The organism is Oligoflexia bacterium (genome assembly GCA_034439615.1).
Classification (GTDB): domain Bacteria; phylum Bdellovibrionota; class Bdellovibrionia; order JABDDW01; family JABDDW01; genus JAWXAT01.
In genome coordinates this window covers 1-25819 of sequence record JAWXAT010000050.1, presented here as the reverse complement: position 1 = coordinate 25819, position 25819 = coordinate 1, and the positions used below count along the sequence as shown (strand labels likewise).

Here is a 25819-nt window from a genome sequence, read left to right as displayed (position 1 = left end):
TAAATTAATTATTATTTTGCGACAGCAGCAGAAGTAGGAACTGAAACAGCCATTTCAAGTTCGCTGTCCAAACGAGCTGCCTTACCTTCAAGTTGACGAAGATAATAGAGCTTTGAACGTCGTGTTTTACCACGTGATACAACTTCTACGCGGTCAATTGTTGGTGCATAATATGGGAAGGTTCTCTCAACACCAATTCCGTTTGAAATTTTACGTACAGTAAAACTTGAACTGAGCCCACCAGCTTTTGTTCGAATAACAACGCCTTCGTAAATTTGAACGCGTGATTTTTCGCCTTCAACAATTTTCACATGAACCTGAACGGTATCACCGGCGCGAAATGCTGCCATAGGTGCAGTTTTAAAACGTTTTTGAATTAAATTCTTAATGAGATCCATGTGAGTTAAGCTCCTAATTTATATTATAAAATAGCTGAGTGAAACTTAGTAGCATGGACCCAATACCCGGTCAAGAGTGATACTTACAGCTGACCTAACACTTAAATGCCTAAAACCATCGCCAGCCCTACCTCGAATGGGGTCTAAAATATAATCCATACGCCGAACCAGGGTATTTTCAAGCCCCCAGCCAGTGCCAAATACCAAGAATATCGGCTCTTTAAGTGCTTTTTCTCGAATTTCTGGATACCCGATATTTTGAGGCCCCATGACCTCTCGAGCCGATGTGGCGACAAGTTTTGTGCCTTTAACTCCCCAATCCTCAAGGGCAGCTTCTATGCTGGGAGCAGTTTTTGTATTAATCAGTGAGTCTTTTCTAACAGGATTATATTGAGTACCTCTCCCCGATTGCCAATGGGCAAGTACTCGTCCGACGAAGGCTAATTGTTCTTCAGCGGGGGTGATTATATAAAACTGGTCAATTCCGTAGGTACGACAAGCCCGAGCAATGTCGTGAATATCTAGATTTGTGACATTTGTGGCAACCACTTCACCTGTTTTATTGTAAACGGGGTAATGAATAAGACCCACGGCAATATTTTTTCTCAGCGGAAGCACCTCTGATGCTTTTAGAATTTCATCTTTTGTGACTTCAGCCTTTGTCAATAAATCAGGTCGCTTATTAAGTGTTCTTAAAATTCGCTGTGAGCGTTGCCATTCTTTGATTTTTTGATGATGACCAGAAAGTAATACTTCAGGAACCTGTTTACCTTCAAATTCTCTAGGCCTTGTGTACAAAGGCTGTTCTAAAAGATTCTCCTTAAATGTTTCTTCAACAGGTGAGAGATCGTTACCTAAAACTCCAGGCATAAAACGCGCCACCGCATCGATAACAACCATGGCGGCTAACTCCCCGCCGCTAATCACATAGTCACCAATACTTAATTCTTCATCGACATAGTTTTCAATAAAACGTTCATCTATTCCACCATAGCGGCCACAGATTAGAACAACTTGATCATAATCAATTGCTAAGCGTTTAGCTTTTTCTTGAGTAAGTACTGGCCCCTGAGGTGAAAGATAAATTACGCGTCGACGTTTGTCTGATTGGATTTTATCTAATGTAAGTTTAAGCATCTCAGGAAGCATAACCATTCCGTCACCACCACCAAATGGACGATCGTCAATGGTCTTATGGGCATCTGTTGCGTGATCACGTAAATTCCAAAATTTTAGTTCGATTTTATTTGAAGTGATAGCTTGGCCGACGATCCCCTCTTTAAATGGAGATTCAAACATTTTAGGAAATATGGTCATGACATCAAAGCGCATCATTAACCTCAAGTAAACCAGTAGGCAAATTCATATGAATTTCTTTTTTCTCAAAATCAGTTTTTACCAAGAACTCTTGAACTAATGGAACCAAAGCTTTTTTTTGTGAATTTATTAAATCAATAATTATTATATCTTGAAAGTTTGTGCTCTCAAATCCTGAAACTGTGCCGACTTCTAAACCATTATCGATGACTTTAAACCCTAAAAGTTCTCGTAAAAAAACGGCCTCACCTTTTTTTGAATTTAAGAGTTCCTCTAGAATACTCACTTCACTACCCTTAAGGGCTTCGCTAGAATTTCGATCATCAACACCTTTAAGCTTTAAAACCAGACGATCATTACGAAAAGTTTTTGTGATTACTTCGATGGGCTTTGATTCATCGCCATTTAAAACAATGAATTCTAATTGTTTATACCAAGATGCTTCACCAGAAAAAAGATACACTTTTACTTCTCCCTTGAGTCCATGGGCTTGTACGATTTTTCCAATTTTTATGAGGGGATTTTTACTGCGCAAATTTTTATTCGATAATTTCAAGCACGCTGCGTTTTTTAAGCTTCGTGCTCGCAGCATTCAAAATGGTTCGCAAAGAACGCGCGGTGCGACCTTGCTTACCGATAATTTTACCTAAATCTTCTTTTGCTACTTTGAGTTCGTATACAGTGGTTTGTTCACCCACCATTTCAGTGACTTCAACTTGATCGGGCAAATCTACCAATGACTTGGCCATAAAAATCACAAGTTCTTTTAAATCAGTGATGTCCATTGATTATTGAGCCTGGCTTGAGCGAAAATCTCTGATTAATTTCGCTACTGTTTCTGAAGGACGAGCACCTTTTTTGATCCATTCATCAATAGCTGTAAGATCAAGTTTCATACGCGTTTTCATCTCATCACGGCAGGGATTGTACCAGCCAACACGTGCTAAAAATTTGCCATCGCGCCATCGGCGTTGATCAGCAACGGTCACACGGTAGAGTGGGGTGTTAGTTTTTCCTGCACGAGAAAGTCGAATAACAACGGCCATGAAATTTAGTCTCCTATTTTGCGCGTTCCAAAAAGACGCGTCGAATCTAGTTCATATTAAGCAAAAGCGATTAAATACAACATTTTAAGTCATGACTCAAGGAATTTCCTAAAAGGGCATCCCGCCACCGGGAAATCCACCAGGCCCGCCTCGTTTGCCTCCCGTTTTAGTCATCATTTGCATCATCTTCTGCATTTGCTCAAATTGTTTAATAAATCTATTAATGTCACTAACTTGGGTGCCACTACCCCGCGCTATTCGAGCACGTCTTGAGCCGTTTAGAACCTCATGTTTGGCACGCTCTTTTGGGGTCATACTGTTAATAATAGCTTCAATCTTTTTTAATTCTTGATCAGGGGGCGACATGTTCTTAAGTTGCTTAGACATTTGCCCCATGCCAGGAATCATTTTCATGATCCCCTCTAATGGACCTAGTTTTTTAATCTGTTTAAGCTGATCTCTAAAATCTTCAAGGGTAAATTGGTTTTTACCCAATTTTTTGGTCATTTCCCGTGATTTAGCTTCATCAAAAACCTCTGACGCCTTTTCAACTAATGACAAAACATCACCCATATCTAAAATGCGACTTGCTATGCGCTCTGGGTGAAACGGCTCTAAGCCTGAAACTTTTTCGCTGGTTCCGATAAATTTAATGGGTGCACCGGTAGTAGCTTTAATCGAAAGAGCTGCACCACCTCGAGCATCACCATCAAGTTTAGTGAGTACAACCCCTGTGATTTGTAATTTTTCATGAAAACCTTGGGCAATGTTAACGGCATCTTGTCCGGTCATGGCGTCAGCTACAATAAGAATTTCACAAGGTGTGAGATTTGATTTTAAACCGACAAGTTCATTCATGAGTTCATCATCGATTTGAAGGCGTCCGGCTGTATCGATAATTAATGTGTCTTTACCGTTTGCTTTTGCGAATTCTTGTGCTGCTTTACAAATTTCTAGGGGCTTTTGTTTACTGTTAGAATCAAAAACATCTAATTGGTTTTGTTTTCCTAAAGTTTTTAACTGTTCAATAGCAGCAGGTCTGTAAACGTCAACGGGAACAAGAAGTGGTTGACGTCCCTTTTTCTTGATTAAAAAAGAAAGTTTTGCAGCGGTTGTGGTTTTACCCGCTCCCTGAAGACCCACTAGCATAATAATGTGCGGGCTGTGGCCAGAAAAATTAAGACCTTGGTTTTCACCACCCATGAGATTCACGAGTTCTTCATGAACGATTTTTACAATTTGTTGACCGGCGGTAAGACTGCCAATGACTTCTTGGCCAAGGGCTTTTTCTTGAACATGAGTGATAAATTGTTTTACCACTTTAAAATTCACATCAGCTTCTAAAAGACCTAGTCTGATTTCTTTAAGTGCTGCTTCCACATTTTCTGTGGTGATTTTTCCCTGACCTCGGATTTTTTTAATACCCGACATTAATTTATCAGAAAGATTCTCAAACATTTTGGCCTAACTTTCTCACTTAAGCTGTGCGTCAAATTCTCATTCTCTAAGTTCTGGTCATACTCTTTCAATTCGAGTGTGACAAGCTTCATAATGAGGTCCTAATGCTAAGCATTATTTTGAAGTACTTTTTGAAAAAACACCACCCTTCTTTCGGGGTTTAAGTTAGACTTAAACGTGGAGAATCAAGGATGATATCGACCGCCCTCAGGCACTTACAATGAAATGGCTCAAGCGTTTTTTAAATAAGCAAAATGAGCCACAAGTTTTAGGTAGCCAAAAGCTTCAATCGACCGAAGTAACTTCTATACTTCCTATTAAGCCTAATCGCTTTAGACAACTTCCATTTAAAAAATATATGCCACATGCAGCAATCGGAATTCTTGCACTCATGGCGGCTGATTTAACTTCCGTTAACTTGAGATCCCTTATGCTTCCCAAGGGAACAACTACTTCAAAAAAATCAATCGGCCCTGTGACTCAATACAAGCCCCGCTCAAATTATGACGATATACTTGCGAGAAATATTTTTAATAGTGATGGGTTAATTCCAGACGTCATGGTCGCAGGTCAAAGTTCATCTGACCCTGGAGTGGCTCGCGAATCAGCGTTACCACTTGTACTTATGGGAACCATCGTTCATGCAAACCCCGGAAAATGTGTGGCGACAGTTCAAGTCAGTGGCAATGCAGAAAAAGTTTTGCCTTATATTCCAAATGACGAAATTGAAGGCATGGCTACACTCATGAAAGTGGAACGTAAAAAAGCATTTATTAGAAATCTGCAATCTGGTGCCTATGAATATATTCAAATTAAAGATGAAGTTGTCTTTGCATTTACAAAAAAGACAGTAGCGGTAAGTCAAGATGGTCCTATTATGAAAGAAAGTGATACTAATTTTGCTATCACTCGTTCAGATTTAGATATGCAGATGAACAACTTGCCTGAACTACTCACTCAAGCTAGAGCCGTGCCCAACATTGCGCCTGGGAGTGGCGGAAAAGTCGATGGTTTTAGAATTGTCGACATCCAAGATAATTCAATATTTAGAAAACTAGGAATTAACCCCGGCGATGTCATCAAGGGTGTGGACGGAGAAGCATTAGATAGTCCGGCCAAAGCAATGGAACTTTATAATGGTCTTAAAAATAAATCGAATTTAAAGCTTTCAATCGAACGTAATGGCAAGACAGAAACTTTTAATTACAACATCAGATAATGAGCAAGGATCAACATATGCGAAACACACAACTTGCCTTTTTCACAATAACATTCGTGGGAATATTTTTACTCACAAATTTAGTGAGTGCACAAATCCCCCCACCACCTGGACAATCTAATAATCTAGATAACTTTTTAGATGATGAAGAATTTGATGGCCCCCCACCTGGGACTTATCCACCTCAACAACCAAATCAAGGCCCGCCGGGAACATCTTTTGGTGATCGCAAAAGTTTTGGAAATACTCCTTCGTCAAATGCTCCTGATTCTGGAAGTGCTGCAAGCCCTTCTTTTAAAGGGGCGTCTCCTTTACCTCGCAGAAATAGAAAAGAACCACCCAATCTTTTAGCAAAACAACCAGTTAATATGTCAGAGGCGCAAGATAAAGATATCACCGATGAAAACTTTCCTGATCTTATCGATAGCTTTGATTACCCCAATGCTGAGATCACAGATATTGTTAAAGCGATTTCAGAACTCACGGGTAAAAACTTTATCGTTGATCCACAAGTGAGAGGCAAAATCACAATCATAGCCCCTACCCGCATCACTGTAGCTGAAGCTTACAAAGCATTTTTGTCAGCACTCGCTATTAACGGTCTTGCTGTAGTGCCCTCAGGAAAATTTTTAAAAGTAAAACAAGCTGCAAATGCAGTACGTGACAATCTTGATACTTATTCTGGTACTTATTCGCCAAATACTGACACCATGATCACAAGAATTGTGCAATTACGTTATATTCAAGCAAAAGAAATTTACAATAGCCTTGGGCCCTTGTTGCAATCACGTCTTGGCGAGATGCGCCCTTATGAACCCACGAATACTTTAATTATTTCTGATTACGGAAGTAATATTGAACGCATCATGAAAATTTTAAGACAACTTGATGTGCCTGGGTTTGAAGAACAACTTGAAGTTATTCGAATTCGCTATGCGAAATCTTCTGATATTGCAAAGCTAGTTGATCAGATCATTAATAAAGGTAAATCCACTCAAGGCCAAGGCAGTTTCACAGCAGGTATTCCGCGATTCACGCCCCTTGGTAGCTCACAAAGCCAAGGCAATGAAGCATTCTCGATGGTTATTCCTGATGACCGCACAAATTCTTTAATCGTCGTGGGTAATAATCAAGGCATTGAAAAAATTAGAAAACTTGTAGCAAAACTTGATTTCAAAGTGAGACCAGAAGATGCCGGCGGTGTTTATGTTTATTATGTTAGATACGGAGATGCCGAAAAAATCTCAACTACACTTTCAGGTTTAGCACAAGCAGCAGCGCAATCTTCAGCAGCCCCCCCAGGCGGAGCGCCCATACAAAAAGCTTCAGTTTTTAGTGGTGATGTAAAAATTGTTGCTGATAAAACAACCAACAGTCTTGTAGTTACAGCAAGTAAACAAGATTATGAAGTTGTTCAAGCCATTCTCTCTAAACTCGATGTTGCTCGTGATCAAGTTTATGTTGAGGGAATTTTTATGGAACTTAACGTCGATAATATCAAACAATGGGGCATTAGTTACTACGCACTTGCTGGTAATAGTTTAGCAGGACGCGCAGGTTTTTCATCACTTCCACTTGCAAATATTATTAACCCTCCACTTGATTCTGGTGAAGGTGCGGTCTTAGGTTTTGGTGCGGGCGAAACTGTCAATATCACTCCACCCGGCGGTGGAACAGCCATAGCACTTAAGAGCCTCACTGGTTTTATTAATTTTCTTTCAACTTTAGGAACCACAAATATTTTAAGCACTCCTCAAATCATGGCACTTGATAACGAAGAGGCTGAGATTGAGGTGGGTGAAAAAGTTCCGACAAGTTCTTCTTCTTCAACGGCTGCCAACGGAACTTCAACCACCAGCGTTCAACGTGAAGATCTCACTATTAAACTTAATATCAAACCTCACATCAGCCCAGGGTCAAATACGATGCGACTTGAAATCAATCAATCAATTCAAGGTGTATCAGGAAGATCAATAGGTGCTGCCAATCTTGCACAAAATGCTATTGCGACAACAAAGCGTCTAGCAAAAACAAGTGTGATGGTACGTAACGGTGACACCATAGTGCTCGGCGGTTTGATGTCAGAAGATGAACGTGTTAAGAGCACAAAAGTACCACTCTTAGGTGACATTCCAATTATTGGGTGGCTCTTTAAAAGTAAACGTACTGAAACTTCTAAACAAAATCTTTTGATGTTTTTAACTCCTAAGATTATTCGCAATAAAGAAGATGCCGCGAACAATTTAACTGAAAAACTCACTGACCGCGTTAGATTTATCGAAAGAAATCTTGGTGGACGTGATAATCAAGGTGATGCGATGGATCAGCTAAAACTCAAACGTGATGGAAAAACAGTTCCATTAGAATCAAAGGGAAATTAATTTTCAGTGGCTATTGATAGTATTGGTGCTCTTTTATTAAAAAATACTTCACTGACTGAAAATCAGTTAAATGAAGTATTGTTATTGCAAGATCCCAATGGTGAAAAGCTTGGCGAAGTTTTAGCCAAGAAAAACATCACCTCCCCTGACGACATGCTCAAAGCACTTTGTCTTCAGCTTCACGTAGATTATATGAAAGATATTCCTATAAACGATATTCCCGTAGATCTTGTACGTGATATTCCAATTAATTACGCTAAACAGTATGAAATACTCCCTTTTAAAAATGAAAATGATCACGTAAAAATTCTGACCTCAAACCCCTTAAACTACAAAGTGCTCGATGACATGCGCGTTTTATTTAATAAGAGAGCTTTGCCCATTGTTGTCACGAGTAGTAGAGTTCAAGACGCCATTAATAAAGTTTATGAAAAAAGTACCGCTGCGTTTGAAGGCCTTGAAGGAATCGAAGATGGCGAAGCCTATGATTTTGATGAACCCATTGATCTACTTGAAGCTGGCGATGACGACGCCCCCGTTATTAAACTCGTAAACTCTCTTTTATTTAGAGCGGTAAAAGAAAAAGCCTCAGATATTCATATCGAGCCTTACGAACGTGATCTCGTTGTTCGTTTTCGCATTGATGGTGTACTTTATGATATTTTTAAGCCGCCAAAAAAACTACAAAGCGCAATTACTTCACGTATTAAAGTTATGGCCAATCTCAATATCGCTGAAAAACGTCTTCCTCAAGATGGTCGCATACCTATTAAAATGGCCGGAAAAGACATTGATATTCGACTCAGCACCGTCCCCACAGCTCACGGCGAACGACTTGTTATGCGTTTGCAAGATAGAAGTAATGTTATTTTAGAACTCCCACAACTTGGCTTTCATGATCAAAGTCTTCAAAATATTTTAGACCTGGTAAATAAACAACATGGAATTTTTCTTGTCACCGGCCCCACAGGTTCTGGTAAATCAACAACGCTCTACGCCTCTATTATGGCCATCAATAGTATCGAGAGAAACATCATTACTGTTGAAGACCCTGTGGAAAATCGAATTCACGGTATTGGGCAAATTCAAGTAAACAGCAAAATTAATCTCACCTTTGCCAACGGGCTTCGCGCAATTTTGCGACAAGATCCAGATGTCATAATGATTGGAGAGATTCGTGACCTTGAGACAGCAGAGATTGCAATTAACTCATCACTCACTGGTCATTTAGTTCTCTCAACCATTCATACAAACGATTCAGCAGGGGCAATTCCTAGATTAATCGATATGGGTTGTGAGCCATTCTTGGTTTCAAGTAGTTTAGTAGGAATATTAGCTCAACGTTTGATTAGAGTGTTATGCCCCCATTGCAAGGTTGCCTACACACCTACTGATGCAGAACTTGCCAGCATTGAAGCTTCACGCGTAGATGCCGATGCAGGGCGCGTACATAAAGCTGTAGGTTGTAATCAGTGTAATCAAAAAGGTTATGTCGGAAGAACTGTAATTCATGAGCTCTTAAAAATTGATGAAGGGATTCGACAATTAATCTTACAGAACAAAGACAGCGGAACAATTAAGAAGGCCGCACAAGCAAACGGCATGAAAACATTCAGAGACGATGGCGTTAAAAAAGTCTTAATGGGTATCACAACCATTGAAGAACTTCTCAGTACGACGCAAGAGGATGAATAATGCCTGCATTTGAATACCGAGGGCTCAACAAAACCGGCAAAAATATTAAGGGTAATGTTGAAGCTGAAAATATTAAAAGTGCAAAAATAAAACTCAAACGAGATGGCATTTACGTCATCGATATCAAAGATAAAAAAGCTCAAGAGGCAAAGAAAAACGCATCGTCTTTTAGAATCGGCAGTGGTGTAAACGTTGCTGAGATGGCCATGATGACGCGTCAACTGGCTACACTTATAAAAGCACAAATTCCGCTCGTAGATGCACTCGCAGCTCTTGTTGACCAAGTTGAAAACGAAGTTTTAAAAGGTGCTGTCAGCGATATCAGACAAATGGTCAATGAGGGTTCAAGCTTTCACAGAGCTATTGGGAAGTATCCGAAAATATTTCCGGTAATATACATCACCATGTGTGAAGCTGGCGAAGCCACAGGCACACTTGATCTTATTTTAATTCGTTTGGCTGAATTCACAGAAAAACAAAATTCACTTCGAAACAAAGTAAGATCAGCAATGATGTACCCCATGCTTATGGGTTTTTTTGGATTTGCAGTTTTAATTGTTATTTTTGTTTTTGTTATTCCGCAAATTACAAAAGTGTTTGAAGAAATGGAAAAAGCACTTCCCTGGTACACAGTACTTCTTATTGATGTCAGTAATTTCATCGCAGAATATTGGCATGTACTTACCATGAGCATCATCGGCGCTATCATTATGTTTGTTAAATGGAAATCATCCCCTACTGGCCGCACTCATTGGGACGGTATGAAGATGAAAATTCCTATATTCGGAAAACTCATGCGCATGGTTGCTGTTTCACGATTTGCAAAAACACTCAGCACATTGCTTGCGGGGGGTGTCCCCATGCTCAACGCCTTTGATATTGTTAAAAATGTCGTTGATAATAAAGTTTTTGAAAAAGTTATCAACGAAGCTCGCGATAACGTCAGCGAGGGTGAAAGTGTTGCAGGCCCTTTAAGAAAATCAGGGGAATTTCCTCCCATAGTAATTCACATGATCGCTATCGGTGAAAAAACAGGGGATCTAGAAAACATGCTTGCCCAAGTTTCTGAGGCCTATGATTTTCAAGTAGAAAACGCAATTAGCGGACTCACAAGCCTACTTGAACCCATCATGCTCATCAGTATGGGTTTAATTGTTGGCTTTATCGTATTTGCGATTCTTGTTCCTATCTTAGAAATGTCAACGATCGCTTAACTTCCAAATACAATTCCAACCGCACCTACTTAATGCGGCGCATAGCGTTTTTACCAAGCATGCTCTTGACCCGACGATAAAGTCAGTAGAAACTAGGATCTCGTTTTACACCTTTTGCAGGAGGACTAGTTGTTATGAAGAAGTTCTTAAAAAATAACCGCGGTATGACACTCATCGAAATCATGATCGTACTTGCTATCATCGCTGGTATGGCAACGGTCATCGTGTCACAAGTATCCAAACAATTTGCTAAAGCAAAAGTGAATCAAGCTAGAATTCTGATCAGCGAAGTTGGAAAATCTCTAGATCAATTTTACACCGATTGCGGATTTTACCCCGACTCCGGCCAAGGAATAAACGCACTTCTCCAAGCTCCTGGAGGGCGCACCTGTTCAAACTGGGGCCCAGAACCTTACCTTAAAAAAGCTCCCAAAGACCCTTGGGGTGGAGATCTTATTTATTCCAGTAGCGATGGACTCAAGTACACCTTAAGATCATTAGGTGCAGACAGACAAGAAGGCGGAGATGGAGTTAAAACCGATATCTCCAGCGACGACTAGAACCCAAAAAGGCTTCACCCTCATTGAGTTAATGATCGCCATTGCGATCATTGCTTTTGTGGTGGGAATCGGAATTCCAAAACTTGGAAGATCAACGGGCAGCCAATTCAAAACGGTCGCCCGTAAAATTATTGTACTCAATAAAGAACTACATCATTACGCACGTCTTAAAAATAAAACCTATAGACTCGTCATGGATTTTGGAGATGAAACCCATGGCTCAACCTTTTATGTTGAAAGTGCGGCAGGCTCTCAACTTATCGTTTCACAAGATGAAAATAAAAATTTTAGCCGTAAGAATAATGATGGAAAAAAATCTACTGTTTTTTCTATGGATCAAGAGGTTTTAAAAAAACCGATTAAACTCCCAACAGGGGTGAAATTTGAAGATGTAGAAACAGAGACTTCAATTAACCCCATCAAAGAGGGAAAAGCCTATATTCATTTTTTCCCCCAAGGACTCGTGCAAAAAACCGTAATCCATCTTCATGGTGGAGACAAATTTAAATGGTCACTCATTGTGAATCCATTAACCGCTGAGACAACTATACGCGATGAATATGTGAAGCTTAAGGATATCCAACAATGAAGACTTCAAAGGGTTTTACACTTATTGAAGTTTTGATGTCGATACTGCTTTTAGCAACAACAAGTGTAATATTGTATCAAAGCTGGAACGGAAGCCTTCTTGCCGTACGTAAGGGTCGCACCTATAGTACCATTGCACTTCTTTTACAAAAAAAAGCTGTGGAATTTGAACTCGAAACAAAAGATAAGACTGTTGATGACATCAAAGATGAAGAAACCGGTGATTTTGGAAGTGAATATGCTGATTATAAGTGGGAAATAAAAGCTAAACCTTTCACAGTACCCTCGTTATTTCCAAAAAATGCAGATGGCGAAAATCAAAATGAACTCATGACTTTAGTCATTAAAACTTTAACTGATTATTTTGAAAAAGCGGTTCGAGAAATACAAATCACCGTTGTTTATTCACATGGTACAAAAGTTCAACGACATTCCCTAAGTACAATATATATTGATTATAAAAAGGAGCTACCCGGTGGCTTCTAAAAAAGGTTTTACACTTTTAGAAGTATTAATTTCAGTCGTAATCCTATCAATCATCTCAACTCTTACCGCCATGAGTATTCAAAGAAGCACACGATTTAAAGGAAAAATTGAAAAAGACATAGACGAATATTCTTCAGTTCGAGATGCGCTAGTGATTATCACGCGCGATGTAAACCAAGCATTTCATTGGTATGACATCTCTGAAGAGATTAAGAAAAAAATGATTGCAGATGCCAAAGCCGCAGGCAAAGAATCACCCTTTGGTAATAATCAACAAGTTGGCCCAGCTATCCCAACTGAAAAATTAACTTCATTTATTGGAGCTCCTGATTCACTTTATCTAACAACACTGAGTCATCAACGAACTCTCACCAATGCCGCTGAAAGTGATCAAGCCGAAATTGGTTATTACATCAAGAGTGTGAGATCAGTGAAAGATCAAAAATCCACAAAAGCACTTGTTAGAAGTGTTTCAACATTACTAGATGATGACGTCACTAAAGGTGGAAAAGAAACCGTACTGCTTGAAGATATAAAGAGTCTTAAATTTAAATATCTTGGTGGCGACAATAAAGATTGGGTTGATACATGGAAAAGCACTGGCACTGATGAGAGTCGTTCTCAAGGAAAATTTCCAAATGCTGTAGAAATTAATCTCACTGTCGGCAAAGACAAAAGAGAGTTTAAACTTTCAACCGTTGCGGCAGTGCATATGCCCAACAATGAACCACCTGGAACAAAAACTGAGGCAAGTCCCGGAGCCTCCCCCGGAATATCTCCAGGCACACCACCCGGACCAACGCCATGAAAAAGCAAGCACCTCTTAAAAATCAAAAAGGTATTGCAATGCTCATCACCTTATTTTCCATCATGATCATGACTTTTTTGGCCGTTGAAATTAGTTACAGTACACGTGTTGAACTTTTAGTTGGAGCATCTCAGGTTGATAGGTTAAGAGCCTATTATTTAGCAAAATCAGGCGTTCAATTTAGTCTTTTAAGAATTAGCGTTTATAAAACCGTCATGGCTAAATATGGCGAACAACTTGGAGCAAACAAATCACAACTTGATATGATTTGGCAGTTTCCTTTTGCATGGCCACCTATGCTCCCTGGTGATGCCAGCACTTTTGATAAAGATGAAATTCAAAGTACTATTAAAAAAAGTTACATTGACGGAGCATTTGCAACAAGTATTGAGGGCGAAGGTGCAAAAATTGATATTAATGATCTTGGCTCCCCTTCAGAAAAACTCAGACAATCTGTTAATGCTCAATTAGTGCAAATTTTAAAAAATCGTCTAGAAGCTGATGATGACTGGGCGAAAGATAATCGCGATATCAGGCCACAAGAGATTATAAATAATATCGCCGATTGGATTGACGAAGATAATGTTGGTCTCAGTGGTGGTGATGAACAATCGGGTTACAATAGTAATGATCCTCCGATTAAACCCGCAAATCGTTCACTAAAAACAATAGCAGAACTTCACATGGTTAAAGGAATCACTGATGAGCTTTATAATATTATAGCCCCTCGAGTGACGGTATATGGAACAAAAGGCATCAATGTAAACCTTGCTTCTCAAGAAGTATTAATGAGTATTGATCCGCAAATAAATGCTGAACGTGCAAAATTAATTATTGGAAGACGAAATGATCCCCAAATTGGAGGACCATTTCAAAGTGAAGATGATCTCAAAAGTTTTCTCTCTTCAAAGGGTGTAATTCCCGCAACCTTCAATCAAAGTCCAGTTATTCCGCTCATATTTGACGCAGAATATAACTTTCGAATCAAATCCACAGGAATATATAGGCGTGCGCAGCGTGAAATCATTGCGATAGTCTACGACTTTGATAAAGTAAAGGGAGGGCTTGCGAGTCAATTGGCGACACCGACTCCGTCTCCATCACCTGGTAATACAGGAGCTGGGGCAACACCGACTCCAACACCCTCGCCAAGCCCAGGTCAGCAAGGAAGTTCTGGCCCTCCGCAGATTATATTCTGGCAGGAGTTTTAATTAAGCAAGGATCGCATGCGTACAGTCGGAATCGACATTGGCAGTTTCAGTATCAAAGTTGCCGAAGTTGAAAGCTCACTAAAGACAGTCAGGGTTCGTGATTTTTTTGAAATTGCGCTAACTCACGAGCCAGGTCAAGACCTTCGTCTTGAAAAAATTGAAGCTCTTCGAAAAATTGCAGGGCTTTATGATCAATCAACTCACCGTTATATCGTAAGCCTAGGCTCTGAACATAGCGTTCAGCGTATATTGACGTTTCCGTTTCTTGATCGTAAAAAAATTCACCAAAGTTTGCCCTTTGAGCTTGAAGACGTTATCCCCTTCTCACAAGCTGATGCAGTTTTTGATTTTCGTATAATTCAGCAAAGAGAAGCGTCATCACAAGTTTTAGCTATTGCTGTGCCTAAAAAATATTTACAAGAAGTTTTAACACTATGTGAAGATGCGGGTCTTGACCCAGACATGGTTAGTCTTGATGGGACTGCTCTCTCAAATCTTTTTGAAGATTATTTGTCTCCTCCTACCCAAGTTATTTCCCACGATACCAGTGTGGGTGTAAGTAATGCCGAAATTATTATTCACATTGGTTATTCAAAAACACTTGTGAACGTTATGCGTGAAAAATCTCTCATTGCAAGTCGGGCATTATATTTTGGGGGAAAAGATCTCACAAATGCTGTGAGCCGCGCCTATCAGCTTCCGTACCTTGAAGCTCTTAAAGGTGTTTCAGAAACAGGTTTTATTCTGACCAGTCACGAAGGTGCTACTGAAGATCAAATAGCTTTTAGTAATATCATAGCTCTTACACTTTCAAATTTGGTCATCGAACTTAAACGCACGATGGTAGATATCAAAGCTGATTTGAATGTGAATTTCACATCCGTTTATATAATGGGCGGAATGAGTCGTCTTTTAAATCTTGGCCCCTATCTTACTCAACAATTAGAAATACCGGCAAATATTTACAACCATTTGGGCAAAAATGCCGTCAGTGATATTGCAGTGAGTGAATCCACTGATAAAACTTCAGCAATCGCCATAGGTCTTGCACTTGAAGGTGTTAGGCGCCCTAAAAATCCTGCAATTAATTTTCGTAAAGGTGATTTTTCAAAACGAAGTCAAAATTTCAAATTCTTGTGGGAGCGCTATAAAGAATTAGCTTCTGTTGGAGCAGCACTATTTATAGCTTTTGTTGTGTATAGCTCCATGCGGGTGAGTTTTATTGAAGATAATTTAGCCGCAGTAGAGACTGCACTTAAAACACAGGCTAAAAACCCATCTATTAATATTTCAGGCAGAGATCTCAAACCAGAAAATCTTAAGCGTTTTATCAAAGCAAAAAGTGAAGAAATTGATAGCAAAAAAGAAGTCGTAAGACTCAGCCAAATGGTTTCAGCACTTGAGATCGTTAAATCTATTTCTCAAGCAGCGCCTCAAAAAAATGTGATCACACTTGATGTTAGAAATTTCAATGTCGATGGTGACAAACTCGTTTTTGAAGGGATAGTTAATTCAAAACAAGAATTTGACACTCTACAAAGAAATCTTACACAAATTCCATCAATTAATAATATTACAAGTGGACAATCACAGTTAGCTGCTCCAGGAAAATTCCCATTTTTATTAACCATGAATCTCACACGAGTGCCATCAAGTGATAAAGGTGGGAAATAATGGAAACATTTAAAAATATTTTTGAGAATCTCAAAGAACAATTAAAAAATGCATGGGCTGCACAACAAGAGAGTGCGTTGTTTATCGCTATCAAAGAAAAATTTGAAGGACTCCCACCAATGGCTCAAAAAGTCAGTGTTTGGAGTTTAATGACATTTTCTATTCTAATAATAATGTGGTGGCCTCTTTCAAATCTTTTGACTGCAAATGATCTGAACGTAAGTTTTGAAGAAAAACGCCAGCTGTTGCGTGATCTTGTTCGTATAGAACGCGACTTAGCAAGTGCGCCAAATGTTTCTTCTCCACCAGCGCCCACTGCTCTTAAAAGTCAATTTGATCAGCGCATTGCGGGGGCCGGTGTTTTGCCTGAACAAATACTGGGGCAAGAAATTCCAGAATCACCCTACTTTGGAACCAATCAAAGAGGTTATCAGTACAAAATCTCTAAATTAACTATTAGACAAGCAATTGATATCGCCTACGAACTAGAACATGCTGATCCGAGCCTTAAACTTTCTAGCTTTTCAGTAACTGCCGATGCTGCGGATCCTCATTATTATTATACAACTTTTAAGGTGATTAATTTTGCACCTAAAATCGCTGCAGGCTTTTCGAGTGGTGCACTAGCAGATGCACTAAAAAAATCTGGTTCAAATTCAAAATCAGCACCTGCTGAAGATAAACAAGAAGAATAGGACGCTACGTGATTTCAAAAGTTTTAAATTCTTTTATGAGCATCTTTAGATACCATAAAAGTAAAATCATGCTCCTGAGTTTTTTGTATATATTTTTTTTATACCTTCTATTTCCATTTAATGACTTAGGTGATTTAGTCGCTTCAAAAGTTTCTGAACTCACTTCTGGTCAAATTTTTATTAATTTTGACACTTTAGATCTAAGCATTGTTCCCCAACCAGGGCTTGAGCTGACAAACGTTAATGTTGAAACTGCATTTACATCTCGGTTAACTGCAAAATCACTCTCAGTTGCACCTAACGTTGCAGGGCTTTTGACTTTTAAACCAGGTGTAAGTATTTATGCTGAAGAACTCCTTGGTGGAGACATCAGCCTCTCAACCCGCGGCAGTGGTAAAACAGCAGCAGGTAAAACAAAACAAAAACTCAATATTGAATTAGAAAACTTAAATTTGGCAGAAATCGTAAAGCTCACACAAATGCCCATTCGACTCACAGGCGATCTTTCAGGAAGTGTTGATTCAAATTTTGATATTGATTTTACCGAACAACCCTCCGGGACAATTCAACTTGAGGCCTCAAAAGTTATAATGCCAGATAGTAGTGTAAATACAATGATGGGGCCGCTGAGTTTACCAAAACTCATATTGAATGATATTATTTTTGAGTCTAAAGCGGACAAAGGTATTTATGAAATTTCAAAATTTATAATTGGCAAGCCTGGCGGCGACTTATACGCCAATGCAACTGGGCGCATAGATTTGAAAGTATTAAAATCAGGAACAGAAGTTTATTCTCAGCTAAATCAGTATGATCTCACTGTCAAATTTCAAGTGGGTGAAGCGTTTAAACAAAAATTAGGAATATTTTTAAGTTTTTTAGAAAAATGCCAAGCATCAACTAATTCATACTCTTGTCGTTTCGTAGGACAAAACCTATATGGCCCACCGTCTATCACTAAAGTTCAATGATAGACAAACCTACACCCAAATTATTGAACGACAAATTCTCCAAAATATATTTCTTTAATTGAGCCCCGACTGAGCATGCCATTAAGGGCTGTTATAATTTGATTCTTTAAAAAAAGTTTTCCTTGGATTGTTTCAATATCTTCATAAGTTTTTGCATTTAGAATTCTCACAATTTGATCACGAGCAATGGGGCTTTGATTCACCACCTCTTCGTAACCCTCTTCGCTGAGCATTTCTAATTGAATGGTGGTACGCACCAATTTACGCGGTCGACCATCTAAATTCACAGTAAAGGGCTCAAAGCTGTAAAGCACAGGCTTATCTTCGCGAATATCTCTATCTTCGCCTAACCCTTGGGTCTCGGTTTCTTCTGTGATTGTAGGCCTGTGGTAGGCAATTTTAATCGTATAAATCATGAAGGTCCCACCAATCATGACTGCTAAATTAAGACCTACAAAAATACCCATTAAAATTTTTGGTAATTTCTCACGCAGTCCAGGTTTTGGTACTGCTACGACTTCATCTTTTGGACCAGTTTTGCCTTGTGCCATATTTCACCCCTCTACAAGCAGGCTATAAAGACCAGTTAGACTCTTGACTTTAGTATAGCCTAAGTTCACGCTAATAAATACGAGAGAAGAAGCAAAAAGTTAAACAGAGTTTTGCATTTTTCGCTGAAATAATTGACACTTAAGTAACGATGCATAACGAGGAGTCAAAAGTGCCAAAAGCGCTTTTAAAACTGTTTTTAATGCTTATTTGTTTTACATTTTCTGCGACAAGTTTTGCAGTAATTGACGAACTTAAAGGCAAATCTCCTGCAGGACTTTTGCGACTAGGCGATGGTGTTTTATTCCCTCCTTACGCACTCGTGGTTGATAAATCAAAAAAGAAAATTCATGTCATCGACAATACCTCAGGAACCCCCATTGCTCTTGAAACTTATGACTCTGATCTGGGTAAAAATGCTGGTGATAAACTCTCACAAGGTGATCATAAAACCCCTGAAGGAATTTATTTTCTTGAGACAAAATTAGAAGGCTCTAATCTTGATGCTTTCAAATATGGTGTACGTGCCTTCACTACAAATTATCCCAATTTCTTTGACCAAAAATTAAGCAAAGGTGGTAGCGGTATTTGGCTCCATGCTATTGATGATAGCGTTACATTAGAGCGTGGCAGTCGTGGTTGTGTTGTTGTTAGAAATGACACTATTAAAAAAATCAGCCAATTCATCACGCTTCGTGAAACTCCGATAATGATTTTCGATAAAGTAACGTGGCTGCCATCTGCAGTTGTCAAAAAAGAATCTGATATGATTTTAAAATATCTCTCCGCATGGAAACAGTCATGGGAATCAAAAGACATCAATAGTTACATACAGTATTATGCTGATGATTTTAAGTTTGGAAAAATGAGCCGCAATCAATTCAAAAAATACAAACAAGGATTAGCTGAAAAATATCAAGAAATTAAGGTCTCACTGAGCATGCCCGTTATCTATGAACACAAAGACTATATGGTTGTGCGTTTCTTACAAGATTACACGAGTACTGACCACGCCGATTTTGGTGCAAAAACTCTTTATCTCAAAAAGATGAATGGTCGTTTTCTTATACTCAATGAAGAATGGCGCGAAGCAACAGACCCCAATACCAAAGCTCTATTGGCAGGGAATAACCTCTGCTGTCAAACGCACAATTAAATTTAAAAAGGAATTTCTTCGTCTGAATCAAACGCGGGTTCAGGTACGAAATCAGAACCTACTTCGGATCCTTTAGGTGGAACTTGGCTTTCACCGTCGAAATTACGCGCACCACCTGCACTAGCGCCGGCACTGGCCCCTGCACTTGCTCCGCTTGAAGCTCCTAAGAATTGAACTGTTTGCGCAACTATTTCAGTAGAATATTTTTTCTGACCTGTAGCTTTATCATCCCATGAACGGGTTTGAAGGCGTCCTTCAACATAAACTTGACGGCCTTTGCTTAAATGTTGACCACAAACTTCGGCCATTTTTCCCCAAACAACGATGCGATGCCATTCTGTACGTTCTTGTTTTTGACCTTGTTTGTCTGTCCAATTTTCGCTTGTAGCAATACTGAGGCGTGCAACAGCCTGACCACCAGGAGTGTAACGGACTTCCGGATCTCCACCCAAACGCCCAACAACGATAACTTTATTTACTCCCGACATAACACCCCTCCCATAAGGATTTTAATCCGATGTGAAATATGTGAGCACTCTACGCCCTATGACAGGTTATATAAGTGGCAGGCCTAGGGGCCGTCAAGAAGAACCCACTTATTCGTCAAACTGAACTTCAATAATAGTTGATTTCGATTCTTGTGATTGTGAACTTGGTTTTGCTTTGGCCTTAGATTTGGCTTTGGGTTTTACTTTTTGAAGTTGTGGTTTAGCCTGAGGATTCTTTTTTTGCGTTTCTTGATAACCGATAAAACTATAATGTTTTCCGTAATAACGGCCGCGCTCATTGGTTGGCCCACCCACATCAGGGTCAACGTGACAATAAGCGCACTTCTTACCTTCTTTAATGGAATACCGTGGCATGGCGCTTACTTGGCTTTCTAACAACCAGCTTACACTGACTAGAAAGCCAAGAATAAATTGAATCAATTTTAGGCCTGTTCTCCTAAATGAGGAACCGCTAATTCAACGGCTTCATCTTCGTCATCAATTTGAAGAAGTTGGGAGTTTTCTGATTCATCAGTTAATGAACTCAAAAAAGTCTTAAGTTGATCTTTGGTGATTACATTGTGCTTGAGATTCCACTCAACCATACGTGAGTCAAATTCAGGGGGAGTCATAGTTTTTGACATTTTGTACCTCTCTTTAATTCCAATATTTAGGCTTATCGTTTTCATTTAAATCTTCATTCTTGTTAACGACAAGTTTTAATTTTCCGGTTCCTTTTTTCGAAGCCTTCGATCTTGTACCCCGGTTTTTAAACCAAGGCCATAAAACCAAGAAAGCAAAACCCGAAACCAAGCCACCGATATGAGCTAAGTTGGCCACCTTACCCTGAATTAACCCATTGTTCAAGACTAAGACCACTTCAATAGCACCTAAGATGGCAACGAATACCTTGGCTTTCATGGGGAAAAAGAAGAAGAACAAAACCGTTCTTTCTCCAAAAACCAAACCATAAGCCACAAGTAGCCCAAAAATCGCAGCCGATGCCCCAACAACAGGCACTGAAAGTACTTCTGCCTTACCTGAGATGATGGAATAAATTAATACCGAGAACATATATAAAAAGGCAGAACCTACGCCACACACAAAATAATAGAGCGTGAAAAATCTAGCACCCCAATGGCGCTCTAGCTCACTGCCCATCCACCATAAAAGGAGCATATTGAAAATGACATGCATGGGGCCTGAGCTATGAATAAAAAGATAGGTAACGGGCTGCCAAAGATAAAAATCTTTTAAAACATTATAAGGAGTTAACCCAAACCAATGACTGATTTTAGGGTCAGCTAAAAAATACTGTTCAATAAGAACAATTCCGACAAACCATATGACCACATTTGCGATGATGAGCTTTTTTACAACCGGTGTGATCGGCATAATTTGTTGAAAATCGGGTGTGGAATTTTTATTTCGCAAGTGATCTACCCCTGTTTTTCGCTTAATTCCACAAGTACTCCACCTGTGGCTGAAGGATGAACAAAAGCAACGCGACAATCATGAGCACCACGTACGGGTACTTCATTGATGAGTCGCACTTGCGCATTTTTAAGTTTCAAAAGTACGCCATCTATATCTTTTACTCTAAGACAAATGTGATGAATGCCTGGACCCCTTTTAGATAAAAAATTTGCGATCGTACTCGTGGGGTCTGTTGGTTCAAGTAATTCAATACAGCTTGAGTTTTTTAATGGGAGCATGGCGACTTTTACTTTTTGATCAACAACTGTTTCAGTATCAGGCCTTGAAGGCCAACCAAGCGCTTGCCAAAAAGCATAACTCGGAGCTGCGAGGCTCTCAACTGCTATGCCGATATGATCAAATTCGATATCAGGGCTCATACGAATAAAGGTAACAGCTTTTCATATGTTTGCTCAATACTTTCGCTGATGACCTTTGTGCCTCCGACTACGGGCATAAAGTTAGTGTCTCCATGCCAACGTGGAACTAAATGATAATGCAAGTGGTCAACAATTCCAGCACCCGCATCTCGCCCTAAATTCATCCCGATGTTCATTCCATTGGGGTTATAGACTTTTTTAAGTGCTTGATGTGCTTGTTTTAAAAGATCGTGTAACTCCTTGAATTCAGCAGAATTTAGCTCTTGAAAATCAGATGTGTGTGAATGAGGAATCACCATGATGTGGCCATTATTATAGGGGTATTTATTTAAGATAATTGAAGCGTGAGTGCCCTTATAGATGACCAAAGATTTTGGGCTCACACCAAGTTTTATGGCAGAGCAAAATACACAGACACCCTCTTCATCACCTTTTGAAGCTTTTTTGATGTAAAAAAATCGCCATGGAGCAAAAAGTATTTTCATATAATTTTAGCGAGCACCTGGCATGAGATACAAAGGTTGACCAATAAGATCAAGACCTAGTGATTTTCTCAAAACTTTTCCGTACATCTCATCTTCGTCATCTTGACCAAAAAACATATCGATAAATTTTGGACGCTTTGGAGGAGGAAATACCATTTCTGGTTTGCCCTTAATACCTGCAAGTTTGCCTGCTAATTCTACAGCTTCATGAAGACCGCCTAAAGAATCAGCCATACCGACTTTAACAGCTTGCTCACCACTAAAAATGCGTCCATCAGCGAATTTATTTACCTCTTCGACTTTCATTTTTCGGCCCTTAACTACTGCTTGTCGAAATTGATTGTGCACATTATCAATCATATCTTGAATCACAGCGCGTTCAGGGGGAGTCATTGAACGGTACTCATTACCAATGTCTTTAAAACTTCCACTTTTAACCACATAACGTTCAATTTTTGCCCAATCATAAAGTCGACTTAGGTTTGCAAATTCCATAATCACACCAATACTTCCGGTGATGGTTCCTGGGTTGGTCACAATTTTTTCACACGCCACAGCGATGTAATACGCACCACTGGCAGCAACACTCCCCAGACTCGCTACAACATGTTTTCCCATTTCTCTGGTTCGTAAAATTTCATCATAGATTTCTTGGCTGGGGCCAACGACACCACCAGGTGAATCAAGGCGAATAACAATAGCTTTCACATCTTCATCTTCGCGGTACTTATGTAAAGTTTTAATGAACTGACGGCTATCAATGATGATGCCTTTAACATCTAGAATCAAAACTGAATTGCTCGATACTACAGCTGTTTTTTCACCAAAGGCCGTGTACATAGCCGCGCATATTCCGATGAACATGAGAACCATAAAAACGCCGACTAAAGTAATCGCAACAACCCAGGGATTTTTTTTCATTTAGGATCCTTCACTTACTAAAAAAATTAATTATTCACTCAATAAAACAAGAGCCGTTGAGGTTGTCAACGGCTCTTGCACATCATTACTCGTTGTAAATAGGCTGCGCTGGTTATTCGTCAGATTTGCCTGGTTTAAATTGATCACCGAAAAGATCTCCCAAACTTGTTTTGGCAGTACTCTTTCCACCGGCATGCTTTTGAATTTCAACGCGATCACCTTTAACAGAAACCTGTTTTGCTGAAAGACCGATTTTGCGAGCATCTCTATCAATAGAAATAACTTCAGCCCTAATCATGTCACCTGGTTTTGCCACATCTTCAGTTTTTTCAACGCGTTCCGTTGAAAGCTCACTGATATGGATCAAACCTTCAATTTCAGGTTCAAGTTCAACAAACACGCCAAAGTCAGCAGTTTTTGTGACTTTAACATCGAGCTGAGAACCAACAGGATACTTGTTTGAAACTTCAGCCCAAGGATCTTTATCAAGTTGCTTGATACCAAGGCTAAAGCGTTCATTTTCCATATCGACTGAAAGCACAACAGCTTTAATCACATCGCTCTTTTTATAAACTTCAGAGGGGTGATTTACGCGTTTAGTCCATGAGAAGTCACTGATGTGAACAAGTCCATCGATACCTTCTTCAATGCCGATAAAAACACCAAAATCAGTAATAGATTTAATTTGGCCTTCAATGATTGTGCCTGAAGGATATTTGTCTTTCAATGCAACCCAAGGATTCACTTCAAGTTGTTTCATTCCAAGGCTGATACGACGATTGGCGGTATCAACATCAAGAACTACAACATTTACTGTGTCATCAATTGCCACAATTTTTGAAGGATGTTTCACACGTTGAGTCCAGCTCATTTCAGAAACGTGAATGAGGCCTTCTACACCTTCTTCAAGTTCTACAAATGCACCGTAATCAGCGAGGCTGACAATTTTGCCAGAGAGTTTTTGACCGATTACATAACGTGCTTGAACATTTTCCCAAGGATCAGGCTGCAATTGCTTGAGGCCTAAACTTACGCGTTCACGCTCTGTATCGTACTTTAAAACTTTTACTTTAATCTCATCACCGATGTTGAGCATTTGTGAAGGATGCTTCACGCGGCCCCAGCTCATATCGGTAATATGGAGAAGTCCGTCCATACCGCCTAGGTCAATGAATGCTCCGTAGTCAGTGATATTTTTTACGATACCATCAACAATTTGGCCTTCACGGATTGTCTCAAGGGTTTGATGCTTAAGATGTTCTCTTTCTTTTTCTAAAAGTGCACGACGTGAGAGAACAATGTTTCCACGTTTTTTATTAAATTTAATAACTTTAAATTTAAGTCGTTTGCCGATGAATTGATCAAGATTACGAACGGGTCTGAGATCAATTTGTGAACCGGGCAAGAATGCTTTTACGCCGATATCAACGCTTAAACCGCCTTTAACTTTTGCAATGACGGTTCCTTCAACAAGTTCTTCACGCTCGCATGCTTGACTGATGTCATTCCATGCTTTGAGCATATCTGCTTTGTCTTTAGACAAAACAACCATGCCATTTTCGTTTTCAACTTTGTCGATGTACACCTGAACAGTGTCGCCAACAGCAATGTTGGGTTTACCATCTGCAGTGTGAAATTCGCTGAAAGGTATGAGTCCTTCAGACTTGTAGTTGATATCAACAAGTACGTAGTCAGAATTTACTTCAAGTACTTTTCCGGTAACAACATCACCGACGTTGAAATCACGTTCTTTTACACTTGCTTCAAAAAGTGCCGCAAATGAATCGCTGCCTGATTGTGCGCTTGTTTTACCTTCGGCTAATTCTTCAGCTTCGAGTTGTGCTAAAACGGCGCGACGTGCGGTTTCGGATTTTGAAAATTTTTGTCCCTTTTTATCGGGGGCTTCACTAGGTGCATTCATACTCATTAATTCTCTTTTCACATTATAGGGGTAATGAAACACGAAATTGCGTTTCTGAGGGTCTATAATGTTGAACTTGCATTTATACTTGGGCTAAATCCGCTAAGTCAAAGGGTTTTAAGGGGAAATCAGGAGGTAATTACAGCTAGTATGGTCAGGGCTTACCTCTATGCCACAAATTCGTGTCGAAAGCGCTCGGTATGACAGCCAATTTCATGATTTGCATGACATTTGAGATGAGGCGTGCGCCGATATGATCGCTTGGAATTTGATTGAGCTTTGGTTTTAGGAAGTTGGCTTGTGATTGAGCTTTGGTTTTTAGGCAGATGTAACGCAATTTAGGTTTGAGCCATCATGATATTTAGATTGAATTTTCTTGGATAGCTACAAGTGGATTCTAAAGGTGGCTAAGGAAGAGGGTTTGAAATAGAGCTGCAGATCCGTACAGTGTGAAATGATTTGAGGTTCGCGCTGTTAGTAGTTGCGCAAATTTATCGAGAAAACTTGAAAAATGATGGGCGCGAATATTTAAGCACGGATATTTGCGCGAATATGTAAGTACGAATATGTGCGTACGAATATGTGCGTACGAATATTTAAGTGCGAAAATGATGAGCGAAAATATTTTTTAATGGCGCAACCTGAAACATAATTTTACCGCGATGGCTTGGAAATTGATGGGCATGAATATTTTTTCATTTTAATATTGACGTCTTTTTCTA

Annotated in this window: 28 protein-coding genes; 13 read left to right on the top strand and 15 right to left on the bottom strand. The window is 39.5% G+C overall.

Annotated features, from left to right (window positions below; genetic code table 11):
- Nucleotides 1-11: 11 nt before the first annotated feature.
- From rplS to ffh, 6 genes are all read right to left on the bottom strand, one after another.
- Nucleotides 12-398 carry a 50S ribosomal protein L19 gene (gene rplS / locus SGI74_12255; protein MDZ4678268.1) on the bottom strand — a complete coding sequence of 129 codons (387 nt, stop codon included), beginning with the start codon at nt 396-398 and terminating at the stop codon, nt 12-14.
- Between the two features lie 45 nt (nt 399-443).
- On the bottom strand, nt 444-1733 hold the full coding sequence (gene trmD / locus SGI74_12250) for a tRNA (guanosine(37)-N1)-methyltransferase TrmD (GenBank protein MDZ4678267.1): 1290 nt from the start codon (nt 1731-1733) through the stop codon (nt 444-446).
- Nucleotides 1720-2271 carry a ribosome maturation factor RimM gene (rimM, locus tag SGI74_12245; protein MDZ4678266.1) on the bottom strand — a complete coding sequence of 184 codons (552 nt, stop codon included), beginning with the start codon at nt 2269-2271 and terminating at the stop codon, nt 1720-1722. Before rimM ends, trmD begins: the two co-directional genes overlap by 14 nt.
- Complete coding sequence (locus SGI74_12240; protein ID MDZ4678265.1) at nt 2255-2500, bottom strand: KH domain-containing protein; 246 nt, start codon at nt 2498-2500, stop codon at nt 2255-2257. The genes rimM and SGI74_12240 overlap by 17 nt, the downstream gene beginning before the upstream one ends.
- A 3-nt stretch (nt 2501-2503) precedes the next feature.
- Nucleotides 2504-2761, bottom strand: coding sequence for a 30S ribosomal protein S16 (rpsP, locus tag SGI74_12235; protein ID MDZ4678264.1), 258 nt, complete (start codon nt 2759-2761; stop codon nt 2504-2506).
- 108 nt (nt 2762-2869) lie between these two features.
- Nucleotides 2870-4219 carry a signal recognition particle protein gene (gene ffh, locus SGI74_12230; GenBank protein MDZ4678263.1) on the bottom strand — a complete coding sequence of 450 codons (1350 nt, stop codon included), beginning with the start codon at nt 4217-4219 and terminating at the stop codon, nt 2870-2872.
- Nucleotides 4220-4439: 220 nt separating this feature from the next.
- Here ffh and gspC point away from each other — a divergent pair, with 220 nt between their 5' ends.
- From gspC to gspN, 12 genes are all read left to right on the top strand, one after another.
- On the top strand, nt 4440-5438 hold the full coding sequence (gspC, locus tag SGI74_12225) for a type II secretion system protein GspC (GenBank protein MDZ4678262.1): 999 nt from the start codon (nt 4440-4442) through the stop codon (nt 5436-5438).
- 17 nt (nt 5439-5455) lie between these two features.
- A complete protein-coding gene (gene gspD, locus SGI74_12220) occupies nt 5456-7819 on the top strand; it encodes a type II secretion system secretin GspD (protein ID MDZ4678261.1) in 2364 nt (787 codons plus the stop codon).
- 6 nt (nt 7820-7825) lie between these two features.
- On the top strand, nt 7826-9514 hold the full coding sequence (gspE, locus tag SGI74_12215; protein MDZ4678260.1) for a type II secretion system ATPase GspE: 1689 nt from the start codon (nt 7826-7828) through the stop codon (nt 9512-9514).
- Complete coding sequence (gspF, locus tag SGI74_12210) at nt 9514-10728, top strand: type II secretion system inner membrane protein GspF (protein MDZ4678259.1); 1215 nt, start codon at nt 9514-9516, stop codon at nt 10726-10728. Before gspE ends, gspF begins: the two co-directional genes overlap by 1 nt.
- A 134-nt stretch (nt 10729-10862) precedes the next feature.
- Complete coding sequence (gene gspG / locus SGI74_12205; protein MDZ4678258.1) at nt 10863-11288, top strand: type II secretion system major pseudopilin GspG; 426 nt, start codon at nt 10863-10865, stop codon at nt 11286-11288.
- On the top strand, nt 11254-11877 hold the full coding sequence (locus SGI74_12200; GenBank protein ID MDZ4678257.1) for a prepilin-type N-terminal cleavage/methylation domain-containing protein: 624 nt from the start codon (nt 11254-11256) through the stop codon (nt 11875-11877). The genes gspG and SGI74_12200 overlap by 35 nt, the downstream gene beginning before the upstream one ends.
- Nucleotides 11874-12362 (top strand): prepilin-type N-terminal cleavage/methylation domain-containing protein, encoded by a 489-nt coding sequence (locus SGI74_12195; GenBank protein ID MDZ4678256.1) that lies wholly within the window; start codon nt 11874-11876, stop codon nt 12360-12362. The genes SGI74_12200 and SGI74_12195 overlap by 4 nt, the downstream gene beginning before the upstream one ends.
- Complete coding sequence (locus tag SGI74_12190) at nt 12352-13170, top strand: type II secretion system protein GspJ (GenBank protein MDZ4678255.1); 819 nt, start codon at nt 12352-12354, stop codon at nt 13168-13170. The genes SGI74_12195 and SGI74_12190 overlap by 11 nt, the downstream gene beginning before the upstream one ends.
- Nucleotides 13167-14381, top strand: coding sequence for a type II secretion system protein GspK (locus SGI74_12185; GenBank protein ID MDZ4678254.1), 1215 nt, complete (start codon nt 13167-13169; stop codon nt 14379-14381). Before SGI74_12190 ends, SGI74_12185 begins: the two co-directional genes overlap by 4 nt.
- Before the next feature lie 15 nt (nt 14382-14396).
- On the top strand, nt 14397-16055 hold the full coding sequence (pilM, locus tag SGI74_12180) for a pilus assembly protein PilM (GenBank protein MDZ4678253.1): 1659 nt from the start codon (nt 14397-14399) through the stop codon (nt 16053-16055).
- On the top strand, nt 16055-16750 hold the full coding sequence (locus SGI74_12175) for a hypothetical protein (protein ID MDZ4678252.1): 696 nt from the start codon (nt 16055-16057) through the stop codon (nt 16748-16750). Before pilM ends, SGI74_12175 begins: the two co-directional genes overlap by 1 nt.
- 35 nt (nt 16751-16785) lie before the next feature.
- Entirely contained in the window at nt 16786-17721 is a 936-nt protein-coding gene (gene gspN, locus SGI74_12170; GenBank protein ID MDZ4678251.1) for a type II secretion system protein GspN, read from the top strand.
- Between the two features lie 20 nt (nt 17722-17741).
- Here the strand turns inward: gspN and SGI74_12165 are convergent, their stop codons facing one another.
- The gene (locus SGI74_12165) at nt 17742-18272 is read right to left on the bottom strand and encodes a flagellar basal body-associated FliL family protein (protein MDZ4678250.1); all 531 of its coding nucleotides are present in this window, start codon (nt 18270-18272) and stop codon (nt 17742-17744) included.
- Nucleotides 18273-18442: 170 nt separating this feature from the next.
- On the opposite strand from SGI74_12165, the gene SGI74_12160 reads away from it, so the two are divergent.
- Nucleotides 18443-19426, top strand: coding sequence for a L,D-transpeptidase family protein (locus SGI74_12160; GenBank protein MDZ4678249.1), 984 nt, complete (start codon nt 18443-18445; stop codon nt 19424-19426).
- Between the two features lie 2 nt (nt 19427-19428).
- On the opposite strand, the gene SGI74_12155 is transcribed toward SGI74_12160, so the two are convergent.
- The 8 genes from SGI74_12155 to SGI74_12120 form a co-directional block, all read right to left on the bottom strand.
- Nucleotides 19429-19914, bottom strand: coding sequence for a single-stranded DNA-binding protein (locus SGI74_12155; protein MDZ4678248.1), 486 nt, complete (start codon nt 19912-19914; stop codon nt 19429-19431).
- 108 nt (nt 19915-20022) lie between these two features.
- Nucleotides 20023-20355: a hypothetical protein gene (locus SGI74_12150; protein ID MDZ4678247.1), complete on the bottom strand. Its 333-nt coding sequence runs from the start codon at nt 20353-20355 to the stop codon at nt 20023-20025.
- A 2-nt stretch (nt 20356-20357) separates the two neighbouring features.
- A complete protein-coding gene (locus tag SGI74_12145) occupies nt 20358-20558 on the bottom strand; it encodes a hypothetical protein (protein ID MDZ4678246.1) in 201 nt (66 codons plus the stop codon).
- A 13-nt stretch (nt 20559-20571) separates the two neighbouring features.
- Nucleotides 20572-21348 carry a rhomboid family intramembrane serine protease gene (locus SGI74_12140; protein MDZ4678245.1) on the bottom strand — a complete coding sequence of 259 codons (777 nt, stop codon included), beginning with the start codon at nt 21346-21348 and terminating at the stop codon, nt 20572-20574.
- Nucleotides 21349-21353: 5 nt separating this feature from the next.
- A complete protein-coding gene (gene mce / locus SGI74_12135; protein MDZ4678244.1) occupies nt 21354-21770 on the bottom strand; it encodes a methylmalonyl-CoA epimerase in 417 nt (138 codons plus the stop codon).
- Nucleotides 21767-22255, bottom strand: coding sequence for an HIT domain-containing protein (locus SGI74_12130; GenBank protein MDZ4678243.1), 489 nt, complete (start codon nt 22253-22255; stop codon nt 21767-21769). Before SGI74_12130 ends, mce begins: the two co-directional genes overlap by 4 nt.
- Nucleotides 22256-22261: 6 nt before the next feature.
- Nucleotides 22262-23176, bottom strand: coding sequence for a signal peptide peptidase SppA (sppA, locus tag SGI74_12125; protein MDZ4678242.1), 915 nt, complete (start codon nt 23174-23176; stop codon nt 22262-22264).
- Between the two features lie 112 nt (nt 23177-23288).
- Nucleotides 23289-25103, bottom strand: a complete 1815-nt coding sequence (locus SGI74_12120; protein MDZ4678241.1) for a 30S ribosomal protein S1 — start codon at nt 25101-25103, stop codon at nt 23289-23291.
- Nucleotides 25104-25819: the final 716 nt, after the last annotated feature.